We start from the raw sequence: 15,429 nt of genomic DNA, 5'->3' as shown, positions 1-15,429 counted from the left end.
TGAGTCTCAACTTCCCGTCAATGCGCGAAAAAACCGGCTCCCAGCGGAAAGAGGATGTACCTTATGTTTGCTTTTTTGCGCCGCGCCCGCAAGGCCACGGCGACGTTCATTGCCCTGATGTCCATCCTGTTCGTTGCTGCCTGCGGGGGCGGACTCCCGACAATTGGAGGAGGCGGTCCGCAGATCGACACTTCCAAACCGGTACCTGTCGCGCTTTTGGTACCGGGCGGGTCATCTTCGGCCAACGACAACGCGCTCGCCGCGTCGCTCGAGAACTCCGCTCGTCTGGCGATGAGCGAACTGCAAGGTGTCGCGATCGACTTGCGTGTCTACAACACTGCTGGGAACGCTGGACAAGCTTCGTCGCAAGCGCAGAAGGCCATTGCGGATGGCGCCAAGGTCATTCTCGGGCCGGTTTACGCGCAGAATGCGGCTTCGGCCGGCGTCGCTGCCGCGTCACGTGGCGTGAATGTTCTCGCATTCTCGAACAATCCAGACGTGGCAGGAGGCAACGTCTTTATCCTCGGAAACACTTTCGAAAACACTGCGCGCCGTATGGTGAGCTATGCTGCTCGCCAGGGCAAAGGCAACATCATGATCCTATATGGGGACAGCCCGGCCGAGACGCTGGCGCGGGATTCGATTGCGAGAGCAATTGCCTCTACGTCTGGAGCAACGCAGGCCGGCGCGGTCGGGTTCGAGTTGAGCCAGAACGGTATCGTTCAGGCAATGCCCCAAATCTCTTCTTCGGTGAAAAGCTCGGGCGCGAACTCGATCTTCTTCACTTCTGGAACCGACGGCGCCTTGCCATTTGTGACCGGGCTCTTGCCTGACAATGGCGTCCGCTCTTCTGACGTCCAATTCGCGGGTATCCAACGATGGGACATTCCCGCAAACGCTCTCACTCTTCCTGGCGTGCAAGGCGGCTGGTTTGCACTTCCTGACCCGGATCTATCGACCCGATTCCGCCAGCGATACGAAGCCGCTTATGGCGCTCCTCCTCACCCGATCGCCGGCCTTGCCTATGATGGCGTTGCGGCGATAGGTGCTCTCGTGAAGGCTGGCAAGGCAGATGCTCTAACCGGCAATGCCTTGACGCAGAGCCAGGGTTTCGTTGGCGTTAGTGGTGTGTTTCGCCTGCGGAATGACGGTACCAATGATCGTGGTCTAGCCATAGCCCAAGTCCAGAACCAGAAGGTCGTCGTGATCGACCCTGCTCCGAAAAGTTTTGGCGGTGTCGGATTCTGATCTCCTAGAAACCGGACAGGATACGCCCGACGACCTGATAGCACCCGCGCACCAGATTTTTGACCGGGAGGCGGTTCACGATGCCATTGATGCTCGTATCAAGGATACAAGCGATGCTGCTACTATTCGCAAAGCGACTGTAAACGTTCTTCGCGATGCGCAGAGCGCGGGACGTGCTTTGATTGAAGAACAATTTCTCGCACATCCGAAATCGGCGCGAGATACGGTTCAATCCTATGCCTGGCTCACCGATTGCTTGGTGCAAACGGTTTATCGTGTCGCGACCGAACGCCTCCACCAGGTCGACAATGCAACAACGGCGGAACGCATGGCAGTGCTTGCAGTCGGAGGGTATGGTCGGTTCGAGATGGCGCCCTACTCGGATGTCGATCTTCTGTTTTTAATGCCCTACAAGATCACCGCTTGGGCTGAGAGCGTGATCGAAAGCATGCTCTATATCTTGTGGGACCTTCATATGAAGGTTGGCCATTCTTCCCGCACGATCAAAGATTGCGTCCGCCTCGGCAAGGAAGATTTCACGATACGAACCGCCATGCTCGAGGTGCGTTACATCGACGGCGACGAGCCTCTTGCACAAGAGCTGGCTTCCGAACTGTTTGAAGGTCTGTTTAAGTCGACAGCTCCGGAATTCATCGAAGCAAAACTCGAAGAACGGGCAAGCCGTCATCGAAAACAGGGCGGCCAACGCTACGTCGTCGAGCCGAACGTCAAGGAGGGCAAAGGTGGACTACGCGACCTCCAGACGCTCATCTGGGTCGCGAAATATACCTATCGAGTGCTGCGCGCCCGAGAATTGCGCGCCCTCGGACTCTTTACTGATGAAGAGTACGAAGTGTTTCGGGAAGCGAGCAACTTCCTTTGGGGTGTCCGCTGTCATCTACACCTGATTGCCGGCCGGCCCGTCGACCAACTCACCTTCGACATGCAACTCGAAGTGGCGTCTCGTATGGGTTACGTCGACAAAGGCGGTCGCCGTGCGGTCGAACATTTTATGCAGGACTACTTCCGTCATGCGACCGCGGTGGGCGAACTCACTCGGATTTTTCTGGTAAAGCTCGAAGCCGAACACCTTAAGAAGGAGCCAATGCTCGCGGGCCTTTTCAAGCGACGCAAGAAGGTCAAGGCAGGCTTTGCTATGGACAACGGTCGTCTCACGTTTGCGGACGAGGCCGAGTTTCTTTCGGACAAATTGAACATGCTTCGATTGTTCGAAGAAGGACTACGCACGGGCGTATTGATCCACCCTGACGCGATGAGGGTCGTTGTGGCCAATCTCGACAGTATCGATGACGACATGCGGTCGGACAAAGAGGCGGCCCGGATCTTCCTTGATCTGCTCCTGAAGCATGGTAACCCGGAACGGGCGCTGCGGAGAATGAACGAATTGGGCGTTCTCGCCGCATTCATCCCGGAGTTCGAACCGATCGTGGCGATGATGCAGTTCAACATGTATCACAGTTATACGGTGGATGAGCACACCATACAGTGCATCTCGTCACTTGCCGAGATTGAGCGCGGCGAACGTGTCGAGGATTTGCCCGTCGCCTCGCGTATTCTTAAAGCCGGCGTCAACCGCAAGGTGCTTTACGTCGCGCTTCTTTGCCACGATATCGGCAAGGGGCGCGAAGAAGATCACTCGATCCTCGGCGCGAAACTGGCACGCACCATCGCCACCCGACTCTGCTTGACCAAGCCTGAAGTGGAAACCGTCGAATGGTTGGTGCGGTATCACCTCCTCATGTCCGACGTGGCTCAGAAGCGTGACCTGTCAGATCCACGCACCGTGCGGGGTTTTGCCAAAGCGGTCACATCCAAAAAAAGGCTCGACCTCCTACTTGTGCTGACTGTCTGCGACATTCGTGGCGTGGGTTCGGGCACGTGGAACAATTGGAAGGCCATGTTGTTGCGCGAGCTCTATAATGAGACGCGGAAAGCACTTGAGGAAGGAATCGAGGCGCTTTCGACAGGCGCACGCGCGGACAAGGCGAAGAAAAAGTTGCGAAAGCGGCTCGACGACTGGGAGCGCAAGGACATCCGGACCGAGACGGGGCGCCACTACGACGACTACTGGCAGGGTCTTACTACCGCGGAACACATGGTCTTCGCGAAGCTCCTAAAGGACCTTGGACCCGATGATATTCGCATCGAACTGACTCAGGATCACGACCGAGATGCCACCCGGGCTGCCTTCGTTCTGGCCGACCACCCAGGTATTTTTTCGCGTCTCGCGGGCGCGCTCGCACTTGTGGGCGCTAACGTTGTGGATGCACGCACCTACACTTCGAAAGATGGCTTCGCGACCGCCGTATTCTGGGTTCAGGATCACGAAGGCCACCCCTTCGAACGGACCCGTTTGAAACGGCTGGAGGACATGATCCACAAGACGCTCAAGGGTGAAGTCATCGCGCGTGAAGCCATGGTAGACAGGGACAAGCTCAAGAAACGAGAAAAAGCCTTCAAACTGCCCACGAATATTACGTTCGACAACGAGGGATCGGACATCTACACGATGATCGAAGTCGATACGCGGGATCGACCCGGCCTGCTTCACGATCTGACACGAACGCTTGCGGACAACCACGTTTATATCGCAAGTGCAGTGATCGCCACTTACGGTGAGCAAGTCGTGGACACGTTCTATGTTAAAGATATGTTCGGTTTGAAATTCCACTCAGAAGCAAAACAGAAATCGCTCGAAAAAAAGCTGCGTGACGCAATCGCGCAAGGCGCGGAGAGGGCCGACCGTTAATGCAGCCGATCAAGCTTTTGCGGGGCTTCCTCACCGTAGGAGGATGGACTGCGCTCAGTCGTGTTCTCGGCTTCGTCCGCGACATGGGATTTGCGGCGGCTCTTGGCTCCGGCCCTGTTGCCGAGGCATTCTACACCGCCTTTTCGCTTCCAAACATGTTTCGTCGCTTTTTCGCAGAAGGGGCGTTCAATACGGCCTTCGTGCCGATGTTCTCAAAAAAAGTTGAAAGCGGAGATGGCCCCCTCGAATTCGCGCGCGATGCGTTCACGGGTCTGGCAACCATCGTCCTCGTCCTGACGGTCGTTGCTCAGATCTTCATGCCGGCACTTGTCCTGATGCTTGCATCCGGGTTTGCTTCGGATGAGCGGCTGCCTTTGGCCACGCTTTACGGGCGAATTGCCTTCCCATACATCTTCTTCATTTCACTGTCGGCGCTGTTGTCCGGCGTGCTGAACGCGATTGGGCGCTTTTCGGCCGCTGCCGCCGCGCCCGTACTCCTGAACATTATCTTCGTCACCGCGATCCTGCTTGCACGATGGCTTGGGCTCGACATGGGGCTCACGCTCACTTGGGTCGTGCCGATCGGGGGTATCGCTCAACTCATACTCGTCTGGATTGCCGCAAGCCGTGCTGGATACCGTATCATACCACGTCGCCCTCGCTTCACCCCGGAGTTAAAAAGGCTAGCCATGATCGCGGGGCCCGCGGCACTTGCGATGGGTGTTGTCCAAATCAACTTGATTGTTGGCCGGCAAGTCGCCTCGTATTTTGACGGAGCGATTGCATGGCTCTTTATGGCCGACAGGCTGTATCAGCTACCGCTGGGTGTCGTGGGTATTGCAATCGGCATTGTGCTCCTGCCCGACCTCTCACGTCGACTCCGAGCCGGTGATGAAACCGGAAGCCGAGAAAGCCTTAGCCGCGCTGGCGAATTCGCGATGCTTTTCACGATTCCATCGGCGGTGGCATTGGTTGTGATCCCGATGGAGCTCGTATCCGTCCTTTTCGAGAGGGGTGCATTCAAAGCCGACGATACGGCCAACACCGCGCTCGCTGTCACGGTCTACGGTTTTGGCCTGCCGGCCTTTGTTATGCAAAAGGTGCTTCAGCCAATCTATTTCGCGAGAGAGAACACTCGAACGCCATTCTACTTTGCGCTTTTGTCCCTTGCCGTGAACGCGGTTATTGCCATCGGTCTCGCGCCGGTTATCGGGTTCATCGCAGCCGCATTCGGCACGACGCTGGCCAGTTGGGCCATGACTGCCGCACTATGGGTAGGGACATCGCGGATGGGTTACAGCACGCGGTTTGATGCGCGGTTTTGGCGCCGGCTAGTGGGGATTATCCTGTCGAGCGCTGTTATGGGGGTCGCACTTTGGGGCGGCGTCATCGTGATGGGGCCGATGTTCGGGATCGACGGTTTGCGAATTCCAGCGCTTTTCATTCTGATCATCTGGGGCATCGCGGTCTACTTCGTAGCAGCTCAGCTGCTAGGAGCTGTCAATTTTCGCGATCTTAAGTCGATGTTGAAACGCGGGGCCTGAAACGTCAGCCCCGCGCACGGATCCGGCTCAGGATGCGTGACCAATTACCCGGATAAAACGGATACGCGATCAGGAACCCGACCCACAACCCAACGAGTTGCGCGATCCATACTATGCCTGGAGAGAGGAAGACGCCGTACCCAATAAGTATGAGGGTAAACAACCCGAAGAGACCGAAAGCTTGCCTTACCTGCCCGCCCGACGCTCTGAGGCGCTGCCAGAGAGTGAAAGAAAACGCGCCGATTAGGGCGAATGCTCCCGGATAACCCCCAAACAATGGAATCTGGCTGTCCGAGATAGCGGCGTAGACCAGCGCGCCGAGAACGCTTCCACCGAAGAAAATTACCAAAACCGCCGCTTGTCCCAAGGCCTCGGCGATCATCTTGCCCAATGCTAGAACAAACACCGCGACGAAGATCGCTTGCATGAACTCAGCCTGAATGAAGGGATAAGTGAAAAAGGGCCAGAGATAGGCAAGGCGCAAGGTGCCTGCCTCTATCATCCAATCGACGCGTGCAATGAAAAAGCCGAAGACCTCGGCTGCGGATGTGCGCAGGCTGAGTAATTCGTCACCCAGCCAACCTTGTGCGGCGAACGTGAACAGAAGCTCCGGTAAAGCGACGGCCAGTGCAAGCGCGATGACGACAGGCGGAAGCGGGTTCACCGGGGCCGTACTGTTGCTTTGGTTCGAGTCGGTCGGCATTGCCCGTTCCTTGACGATAGTTCCGGGCCTAGGTAAGCGAGCCAGACAAAGAAATCCACCATGGAGATCGACATGACCGATCCGACCTTCACTCCGCGCGTGTTTTCCGGGATCAAGCCCTCTGGCGGCCTAACCCTGGGAAATTACCTTGGCGCGATCAAGCGTTGGGTCGAAATGCAGGAAGATCCCACCTACGAAACGATCTATTGCGTCGTGGACATGCATGCGGTCACCGTCTGGCAGGACCCGGCGGATTTAAGCCGCGCAACGCGTGAAGTCGCCGCCGCAATGCTCGCGTCCGGTATCGACCCCACGAAATCTATCCTATTCAACCAGGCGCGCGTGCCGGGTCATGCCGAGCTTGGATGGCTCTTTTCCTGCGTCGCACGTGTTGGCTGGATGAACCGTATGACCCAGTTCAAGGACAAGGCCGGTAAGAACACCGAGAAGGTGTCACTTGGGCTGTATGCCTACCCTGCGCTCATGGCGGCCGACATTCTTCTCTATCACGCCACGCACGTCCCTGTCGGCGAAGACCAGAAACAGCATGTCGAACTGACCCGCGACATCGCCGCCAAGTTTAACCACGACTACGGCGTCGACTTTTTCCCAATGACGGAGCCAGTGATCGAGGGACCGGCGATGCGCGTTATGAACTTGCGGGACGGCTCGAAAAAAATGTCGAAGTCGGGTGAGAGCGATATGGAGCGAATAAACATGCTCGACGACGCTGACACGATTGCGAAAAAATTCAAGAAGGCGCGCACGGACCCCGCAGCACTCCCGACAGATATCGAAGGATTGAAAGATCGGCCCGAGGCCAAGAACCTCATCGACATATACGCGGGGTTGTCCGAATGCGATGCAGCAGATGTGTTGCGTGATTTCGGCGGTGAGGGTTGGGGTAAGTTCAAGCCGGCCCTCGCAGAGCTCGCGGTTGAAAAGCTTGCCCCGGTGTCAGCCGAAATGAAGCGCCTTCTCGATGCGCCGGACGAGCTGGACGCAATCATGAAACAAGGTGCCGAACGCGCAAGTGAAATTGCGGAACCGATACTTTCACGTACATTCGAGATCATGGGGTTCGTGCGCTAGGGCTCGCACGCGCACAGGCCAATTGCCGAAACAGATGGAGGCCAGAGCCATGCTCCCCCATCGGCATTTTTCGGCACGTTGACAGAGTTTCAACCCGTAAGCCAAAATCCATCGATCTTGATGGTTGGACCAAAGGGTCAGCCCTTTGCGCGGACTTTTTGCAGAAGCGGCATGAGGTTCGACATGTCCGGACCACGTTCCATACCCGTCACCGCTTTGCGAAGCGGCATGAAAAGCCCCTTGCCTTTGCGTCCGGTCGCCTCTTTGACCGCGTCTGTCCACGTCTTCCAAGTCGTGTCGTCATAAGGCGGCTCTGGCAAGAGCGGCATGGCCGTCGCGATCATTTCGGCGTCTTCATCCGAGACCATAGGTTCGGCCCCATCACGACAAAGCGTCCACCATCCCGCGAGATCGTCGATAGTAGTGATGTTCTCACGCGCGACCTCCCAAAACCGCGGAGCGAGTTCGTCCGGCACGCCGAGGGAGCGCAACTCATTCGCGATCGCGTCGAACGGTTTCGCCGCGTTGACATGCGCGGTGAGCGGCAAAAGGTCCTGTTCGTCGAATTTGGTCGGCGCAGCGCCGAAGCTCGCAAGGTCGAAACCCGCTATTACCTCTTCCAGGTTTGACCGCAACTCAACTGGTTGGGACGAACCAAGACGTGCCATCAAGCTAATGAGCGCCATCGGCTCGACACCGCGCGCACGCAGGTCCCGCAGCGATAGCGTTCCAAGTCGTTTCGACAACGCCTCGCCCTGAGGACCGGTCAGAAGCGAATGGTGCGCGAAAGATGGCACATTGCCACCGAGCGCATTAATGATCTGGATTTGTGTGGCCGTATTAGTGACGTGGTCGGACCCGCGCACCACGTGGGTGATCCCGAAGTCGACGTCATCGCAAACACTCGCGAGCGTGTAGAGGTACTGCCCGTCGGCGCGAATCAGAACCGGGTCCGAGACCGAGGCAGCGTCGATCGAAATATCGCCAAGTATGCCGTCGACCCATTCGATGCGTTCGTGATCCAACTTGAATCGCCAGACCCCGTCGCCACGCTCAGCTCTCAGCTTCGACCTATCGTCGTCAGAGAGGTGTAGCGCCGAGCGGTCATAGACCGGCGGCTTTCCCATGTTGAGCTGTTTCTTGCGTTTGAGTTCCAGTTCCGTAGGTGTTTCGAAGGCTTCGTAGAACCTTCCTTTGGTGCGCAGATCGTCCGCCGCGGCATCATACCGATCTAGCCGTTCGGACTGCTTCTCCACCCGGTCCCACGTCAGGCCCAACCACTCAAGGTCCTCCATGATCGCATCCGCGTATTCCTGCTTGGAACGTTCCGGATCAGTATCATCGAGCCGGAGGATGAACGTGCCGCCTGCCTTACGTGCGATGAGAAAGTTGAACAGCGCGGTTCGTAGATTGCCGACGTGCAGAAAGCCCGTGGGTGAGGGCGCAAAACGGGTGATCGTCATAGTTGGTCTCCTTGCGAGGAGCGTTTTTCATACTGCTCTGATTTTGTCCATGATCCTGTGCTATGGGATGGTCTTTGATCCACGCGGATGGAAATAAGCGAACTGTGAGGACCCATGACCGGAACGGCGCATGTACCTAGCCAAACCCCGCCAACCTTGGAAGATATCGAAGCGATGGCTCTCGATGCAGTCGAGGCTTTGCCGGACAGGTTTCGCAAACCAGCCCGCGAAGTCATTCTGCGGGTCGAAGAACTCGCCGAACGGGACATGTTGGATGACCTGCGGATCGATGACCCATTCCAATTGACTGGTCTCTACGACGGCGTGCCGCTCACCCAAAAGTCATCCATGGACCAACCGTTCGGACCCGATGTGATTTGGCTCTTCAGGCGCGCGATCCTCGACGAATGGGTCGAACGGGGGGAAGTGGAGATCTTTGCACTCGTATCGCATGTCGTGGTGCATGAGTTTGCACATCATTTCGGTTGGTCGGATGACGACATCGCTGTGATCGACCGCTGGTGGGAATGATCAGCTTGGTATAACCGGCCATTTTTGCGCAAGGTCATCGAGCCCTCGCCTGATCAGTTCGCCCAACAGGCTTTGGTCCACGTCGTCGATCTTGTTCAGATAAAGGCACGATTTCCCGAGCTTGTGCTTTCCCAAATTTGCAAGAATGTCCGCGTAGTCTGCATATCCTGGCATGATATAGAGCACGAGGTTCGACTTTCGCGGTGAAAAACCGGTCGCGCACATATCACCCTCTCGCCCACTGTCGTAGACATAGTGATAACTGCCGTAACCTACGATTGATGGTCCCCACATTCGCGGCGCCCATCCAGTCACATCCCTGAAGATCTGATCGAGCGTCGCAGCGTCTTCGCGTCGCCTGGGCGGCTCGACTGATGAGATGAAGTCCAGAACAGGCGCATCGGTCGGTTGTGTTTTGTTCTCCGGCATCTGTTTCGCTCTCCAGTCGATCCGAAAAAACATTCGCTCAATGAACTTAGCACAATTCTCACATGCGAAGGAGTGTACGAAAGGAAAGGCGAAACGGTCCCAGCGAACTAAGGTTCATCATTCCCGGCATGTCAGACGGGATTAAGCAGAGTGCCTTCAGCGAGGAAGGTTAAAATATTCTTTGCCGCCATCAGGCCCATCTGAGTACGCACTTCGAGAGTCGCTGTTCCAAGGTGCGGCAGAAGCGTCACCTGTTCCATCGACTTCAATGCATCCGGTACCTCTGGCTCGAACTCGTAAACATCCAACCCTGCCCCAGCGATTTCTCCTTTCGTCAAGGCTTCAACGAGATCGGCTTCCTTCACAACTTCGCCGCGCGAGATGTTGACGAATATCGCATTGGGTTTCGTGGCGCCAAAGACTTGTTTGTCGATCAGGTGACGAGTGTCAGAACCACCAGGCACAGCGACGACGAGGAAATCAGCCTGACTCGCTACGGCTTCGATCGTTTCGAGTTGACGGGCCGGAAACCCGGGTTCCTTCGAAGAGCGGTTATGAAAGACAACATTCATCTCGAAACCGAAGTGACACCGACGCGCGATGGCCTCACCGATCCTGCCCATACCGACGACACCAAGCGTCTTTCCGGTAACGTGCTGACCCAGAAGTTGCATGGGATTCCAACCGTCCCAACCATTTCGGCGCACCAATCGCTCGCCTTCTCCGGCGCGGCGCGCGGTCATCAGGATTAGTGTTAAAGCGATGTCTGCCGTCGCATCTGTCACTGCGCCGGGAGTGTTGGTAACTTGAATACCAAGGCCGTGAGCTGCCGCGACGTCGATGTGATTGAAGCCGACGCCAAAATTCGCAAGGAGTTGGCAACGAGGTGTCCCGACCGCATCGAAAATATCCGCGCAGTACGCGTCACCGAGTGTCGGCATAACCACGTCGAAATCCCTTAGTGATGCAATCATTTCGCTCGAGGACATCGGTGCTACGTGTTTGCGGACGGAGACATCATGCGCGTGGGTAAGGCGTTCGATCACGATGTCCGGCATTGGGCGAGTGACAAGTACCTTACCCATCAGAACAAACGACCGCCGTCAGGAACTGGATGGTCGGGGGTCAACAAGACAACCTCGCCTGTCTCATCTGGCACACCCAGAACGAGGACCTCTGACATGAACTTGCCGATCTGGCGCGGCGGAAAGTTGATCACGGCCATGACGTCTTTTCCGATAACGCCTTCCGGTGTGTAGTGCTTTGTAATCTGCGCGGATGATTTCCTGATGCCCAACGCATCACCGAAATCCACCCAGAGCTTGATCGCCGGTTTTCGAGCTTCAGGGAAAGGTTCGGCATTCACGACGGTGCCTTTACGGATATCCACTCGGAGGAAGTCGTCAAAGTCGATCTGATTCATTCTCCAAGCTCCCGATCACGATTGATCGCCGCTTCGACGGCTCTAAGAAGGAGAGGTGGGAAGCCGTCGCTGTCGCTCATCAATACCTCTAGTGCCGCCTGCGTCACGCCGTTCGGAGACGTCACGTTAACGCGAAGTTGGCTAGGGTCCTCCTCCGAATTTTCGGCAAGATGCCCGGCACCAGCCACCGTCGCCCGTGCCAATGTCAGGGCCAGATCCGGATTGAGACCCTTTGCCGTGCCCGCCGCCGCCATCGCTTCAATCAGGTGGAAAGTGTACGCCGGTCCACAGCCGGAAATCGCGGTGACAGCCCCCATCTGATCCTCGCTATCAAGCCGGACAACTTGTCCCACTGACGACAGCAGCGCCTCCGCGAGTTCGGCGTGGTCCGCGGTGGCCAATCCGTTGCCGATGATCGCCGTGATGCCACGCCCGACTGCGGCTGGCGTATTGGGCATAGCTCGAACGATCGGGGTGCGGGACCCAAGAAGTTCTTCGTAAGTCGCAATGGTGATTCCTGCCGCAACCGAAATGAAAAGCGTTTCCCCATTACCCATCGCCGCAAGTGTGGGGAGCGCGTCGGCCATCATCTGTGGCTTCACCGCCACCAGCACAACCGCAGGCGCAGAAGGCAAATCAGTGTTTAGGTTCAGGCCCTTGATACCAACGAGCCAGTCGGATGGGTTTGGGTCGCTTACCCAGACGGACGCGGGTGGCAACCCGCCGTCCAACCAGCCCTTGAGCATGGCGGACCCCATCTTGCCACACCCCAGAAGGACAAGGCCATTTTTTTCGATGTCGTTCATATTCATGCGTCCCTCCGTCTTTGAGCGGGACGTTAGGGGGGCGAAGCGACAAGTGCAACGCGGAGCAGCAAGCGATGTCTAGACAGCAGTCGGGGGAACCGAAGTCCCCCCGATGTCGCCAGTATGAAACCTGATCGAAGTTCAGGCGCGCCCGTAAGCCTCCGCCATTGCAACCTGCATGGCATCCGCCACCGACTGGTCACCCCAGTTGACCAGTTGGAAGGCAGGGTAGAACCGTTCGCAATTGCCCACGGCGGAGGAGATGAGCCGCCCGAGTTGTTCCGGTCCCGCCATCTGGCCACCGGCGAGCACGAGCCCATAGCGGAAAACCATCAAACGTTGTTCATGCCAGTAGGTGAAAGCGCCGTCCCAGACCATGTCGTTGGTCGCGTTCAGTGCTTCGAAGAGTTGCGGAAGCTTCTGCTCCGGTGGATCCATTTCGAAAGTGCAGATCAGCCGCAGCGTTTCGTCGTATGGGCTCCAAGCAAGTGTGATGGAGTAGGTCCGCCACTGTCCTTCGACCGCCATAGCGATCTGATCGTCACCCACACGGTCGAAATCCCAAGCGTGGTGTTCGGCGAGGGTTTCAACAATGTCGATCGGATGCAGTTCTTCGGATTCGAGGTAATGCTCGGTCGCCGCCATGACGTGCCCCTTCTGCCCGGTTCAGCCTTCGCGGATGCAGAAACGCAAAGGCTTGTTGCCTGTACAGGGTGTGGCGTCTATTGCGCCCCATCCCTACAACATATCGTGTGTTATTCATTGACTCCTGTAAAGAAGAAAAAGGAAAATCATTGTTTTCTTAACGAATCGAGTCGCTTGAGGACTCGGCGCTTGCACAAATCGCGCAATTCGCTCGCAGTTGCGGCGCGGGTCAGGTGCGGGCGCGTATCATGTCGGCGGCTTTTTCGGCGATCATGATTGTCGGCGAAGCGGTGTTGCCGGACGTGATCGTTGGCATGACGCCTGCGTCTACAACCCGAAGACCGTCCATGCCGTGGACCCGGAGATTAGGTGCGACCACCGACAGTGGATCTACGCCCATTTTGGTCGTCCCGACGGGGTGGAAGATCGTTGATGCGATGTCACCGACCCCACGCAGAAGGTCTTCATCTGTCGAGCAGGTCGGCCCGGGCAGAAATTCTTCGGGTTCGTATTTAGCCATCGCGGGCATCGCCATCAATTCGCGTGCCTGCTGCACCGCGCGCACCGCAACCATACGATCACGTTCGGCAGACAGATAGTTCAGGCGGATGTCCGGCTGGGTCGCGGGGTCGGTCGATCGCAGGTGCGACGTGCCACGGCTATCGGGCCGGAGGTTGCAAACCGAAACTGTAATGCCGGGGAACGGATGCAATGGCTCGCCTAGCTTGTCCGTAGTGAGGGGCTGCACGTGATACTCAAGATCGGGAGTTGCGACCGACTGGTCCGAGCGTGTGAAAATACCAAGCTGCGATGGTGCCATGGAGAGCGGCCCGGAGCGTTTGAGCGCGTATTCGAGTCCCATCCGCGCCTTGCCGACCAGAGAATTCGTAAGCTGGTTCAAAGTCTTGGCCCCCTTGACCCTGTAGGCCGTCCGGATCTGTAGATGATCCTGCAGGTTCTTGCCCAGGCCTGGCAGAGCATGGGCGACGTCGATCCCGAAATTCGAAAGTACGTCAGGGTCGCCAATCCCCGAAAGTTCCATGAGTTTGGGCGAGTTGAGGCTTCCAGCCGACAGGATGACTTCACGCGTCGCCCTCGCCTCCTGCGGCACGCCGTTCATTGACCAGCGCAAACCGACAGCACGTTTCCCTTCGAGGATCAGGCGTTCAGCCAGTACACCGGTCACAACTCGAAGGTTAGGCCGACCCTCAGCAGGCTTCAAAAATGCCTTGGCAGTGGACCAGCGCACTCCGTTCCGTTGATTTACCTCGAAAAATCCTACGCCCTCATTGGTCCCGTCGTTGAAGTCCGGTGCGAAAGGGATTCCAAACTCGATCGCGGCCTGTTGTACGCTCTCGAGGATATCCCATTTAAGCTTTTGTTTCTGGACCTTCCATTCGCCGCCTTGTCCATGCAGGGCACTTGAGCCGTCGTGATGGTCTTCGGATTTCGTGAAATATGGCAGTACATCGTCCCAACCCCAGCCAATATTGCCGAGTTGTCGCCACTGGTCGTAATCCGCTGCCTGCCCACGCATGTAGATCATGCCGTTGATAGACGAGCACCCCCCCAAGACCTTGCCGCGAGGATAAGCGAGCGAGCGCCCGTTCAAACCCGGTTCAGGTCCTGTCGTCATCATCCAGTCCGTGCGCGGATTCCCCATCGTATAGAGGTAGCCAACTGGAACATGGATCCAAGGATAGGTGTCTCGTCCCCCAGCTTCCAGCAACAGCACGCGTGTCGATGGATCTTCACTCAGGCGGTTTGCCAAAACACAGCCGGCCGTCCCCGCACCCACAATGATGAAGTCCCAATCGCCGCCAAATTCCATTCCGTCCCCTCCGGTTATTGCCGATACATCGGCCGAAAACGGCCCCAAGGCAACACTGTGTTCACGACCGTTAACCATTGATTATTTGAAAAAACTTGTACGGAGGGGTATTGATTAAATGTGGGAAAGTCTCTGCGGCGAAAGGTAACGATTATTGGGGTCATGAGCCTCGTTGCTGTCGTGACCGGACCGTTTTCCACTTTCGACACCATGTCTCTTGGATCTCGCGCGGTTTACTGGCCGATTTCGCTTGCTGCGATATCCATCGCCGTGATCTGCGTCATTCGCGTTGTTCGGATGCTGCCAGGTATTTCTTCACAACACGCCCTCGTCGGTATCGCGCTGGGCGCTATCATGGCCGGGCCATTCGGATCGGTCGCATTACTATCGGTGGACTACTTCCTTCTCGAAAAGTCCTTCGCAGTCGACAGGATCTTGAGAAGATGGCCCCCAATTACCACGATCGCGTTCTTCATCGCTGCGACCGAGTATTACCTCTTGCCTCAGTTGATCGCCAAATTAAGGGCGAGTAGTGCAAGAGCAGAAGAAAGCGGCGTACCGCACCACGAGGAAGTTTCCACGACCACCGCGGGAAGCACGGATGCTGAGCCGTTGTTTTGGCGGCACCTCGATGGCCAACCCGGCTCGAAGCTGCTGTCGATCAGCACCAACGACCACTATCTGGACGTAGTCACGGATAACGGTCGCGAACGGATCCTGAAACGCATGTCCGACGCCATTGTGGAACTCAACGGTTACCCCGGCCTTCAAATCCATCGATCGCATTGGGTGGCGCTCGACGCTATCGATGGTATCGAACGCGACGGGCGCAAGCACCTGGTGCGTCTGGTCAACGGTGACGTGCTCCCGGTGAGCCGCCCGAACGTGTCACAATTGCTCGAAGCATTGAACAAAGACGCTGACCGCCCCACCTGACGAGGGCG

Annotated in this window: 14 protein-coding genes; 6 read left to right on the top strand and 8 right to left on the bottom strand. The window is 57.0% G+C overall.

Annotated features, from left to right (window positions below; genetic code table 11):
• Nucleotides 1-63 precede the first annotated feature (63 nt).
• The 3 genes from KJP28_RS17140 to murJ are packed head-to-tail and all read left to right on the top strand — an operon-like array spanning nt 64 to nt 5,562.
• A complete protein-coding gene (locus tag KJP28_RS17140; protein WP_218393848.1) occupies nt 64-1,248 on the top strand; it encodes a penicillin-binding protein activator in 1,185 nt (394 codons plus the stop codon).
• Nucleotides 1,235-4,018 (top strand): [protein-PII] uridylyltransferase, encoded by a 2,784-nt coding sequence (locus KJP28_RS17135; protein ID WP_218393847.1) that lies wholly within the window; start codon nt 1,235-1,237, stop codon nt 4,016-4,018. Before KJP28_RS17140 ends, KJP28_RS17135 begins: the two co-directional genes overlap by 14 nt.
• Nucleotides 4,018-5,562, top strand: a complete 1,545-nt coding sequence (gene murJ / locus KJP28_RS17130) for a murein biosynthesis integral membrane protein MurJ (protein ID WP_218393846.1) — start codon at nt 4,018-4,020, stop codon at nt 5,560-5,562. Before KJP28_RS17135 ends, murJ begins: the two co-directional genes overlap by 1 nt.
• A 4-nt stretch (nt 5,563-5,566) precedes the next feature.
• Here the strand turns inward: murJ and KJP28_RS17125 are convergent, their stop codons facing one another.
• Entirely contained in the window at nt 5,567-6,265 is a 699-nt protein-coding gene (locus KJP28_RS17125; RefSeq protein WP_218393845.1) for a rhomboid family intramembrane serine protease, read from the bottom strand.
• Between the two features lie 72 nt (nt 6,266-6,337).
• Here KJP28_RS17125 and trpS point away from each other — a divergent pair, with 72 nt between their 5' ends.
• Nucleotides 6,338-7,357 (top strand): tryptophan--tRNA ligase, encoded by a 1,020-nt coding sequence (trpS, locus tag KJP28_RS17120; RefSeq protein WP_218393844.1) that lies wholly within the window; start codon nt 6,338-6,340, stop codon nt 7,355-7,357.
• Between the two features lie 137 nt (nt 7,358-7,494).
• On the opposite strand, the gene gltX is transcribed toward trpS, so the two are convergent.
• Entirely contained in the window at nt 7,495-8,820 is a 1,326-nt protein-coding gene (gene gltX, locus KJP28_RS17115) for a glutamate--tRNA ligase (RefSeq protein ID WP_218393843.1), read from the bottom strand.
• A 174-nt stretch (nt 8,821-8,994) separates the two neighbouring features.
• Between gltX and KJP28_RS17110 the strand changes: the two genes are divergently transcribed.
• Complete coding sequence (locus tag KJP28_RS17110) at nt 8,995-9,351, top strand: metallopeptidase family protein (protein ID WP_336245356.1); 357 nt, start codon at nt 8,995-8,997, stop codon at nt 9,349-9,351.
• Here KJP28_RS17110 and KJP28_RS17105 read toward each other — a convergent pair whose 3' ends face one another.
• The 6 genes from KJP28_RS17105 to KJP28_RS17080 form a co-directional block, all read right to left on the bottom strand.
• Entirely contained in the window at nt 9,352-9,780 is a 429-nt protein-coding gene (locus KJP28_RS17105; protein WP_218393841.1) for a DUF1801 domain-containing protein, read from the bottom strand. It lies immediately after the preceding gene.
• Between the two features lie 131 nt (nt 9,781-9,911).
• On the bottom strand, nt 9,912-10,865 hold the full coding sequence (locus KJP28_RS17100; RefSeq protein ID WP_218393840.1) for a 2-hydroxyacid dehydrogenase: 954 nt from the start codon (nt 10,863-10,865) through the stop codon (nt 9,912-9,914).
• A complete protein-coding gene (locus KJP28_RS17095) occupies nt 10,865-11,203 on the bottom strand; it encodes a tRNA-binding protein (protein ID WP_218393839.1) in 339 nt (112 codons plus the stop codon). The genes KJP28_RS17100 and KJP28_RS17095 overlap by 1 nt, the downstream gene beginning before the upstream one ends.
• Nucleotides 11,200-12,015, bottom strand: a complete 816-nt coding sequence (gene proC / locus KJP28_RS17090) for a pyrroline-5-carboxylate reductase (protein ID WP_218393838.1) — start codon at nt 12,013-12,015, stop codon at nt 11,200-11,202. The genes KJP28_RS17095 and proC overlap by 4 nt, the downstream gene beginning before the upstream one ends.
• A gap of 135 nt (nt 12,016-12,150) precedes the next feature.
• Nucleotides 12,151-12,654 (bottom strand): type III secretion system chaperone family protein, encoded by a 504-nt coding sequence (locus KJP28_RS17085; RefSeq protein WP_218393837.1) that lies wholly within the window; start codon nt 12,652-12,654, stop codon nt 12,151-12,153.
• 229 nt (nt 12,655-12,883) lie between these two features.
• Nucleotides 12,884-14,485: a GMC family oxidoreductase gene (locus KJP28_RS17080; RefSeq protein WP_218393836.1), complete on the bottom strand. Its 1,602-nt coding sequence runs from the start codon at nt 14,483-14,485 to the stop codon at nt 12,884-12,886.
• 162 nt (nt 14,486-14,647) lie between these two features.
• Between KJP28_RS17080 and KJP28_RS17075 the strand changes: the two genes are divergently transcribed.
• On the top strand, nt 14,648-15,421 hold the full coding sequence (locus KJP28_RS17075) for a LytTR family DNA-binding domain-containing protein (protein WP_218393835.1): 774 nt from the start codon (nt 14,648-14,650) through the stop codon (nt 15,419-15,421).
• Nucleotides 15,422-15,429: the final 8 nt, after the last annotated feature.

This window comes from Maritimibacter dapengensis, from assembly GCF_019218265.1.
In the GTDB taxonomy this organism is placed as follows: domain Bacteria; phylum Pseudomonadota; class Alphaproteobacteria; order Rhodobacterales; family Rhodobacteraceae; genus Maritimibacter; species Maritimibacter dapengensis.
The sequence above is the reverse complement of the archived record's forward strand: the minus strand, read 5'-3'. Positions and strand labels throughout refer to the sequence as shown.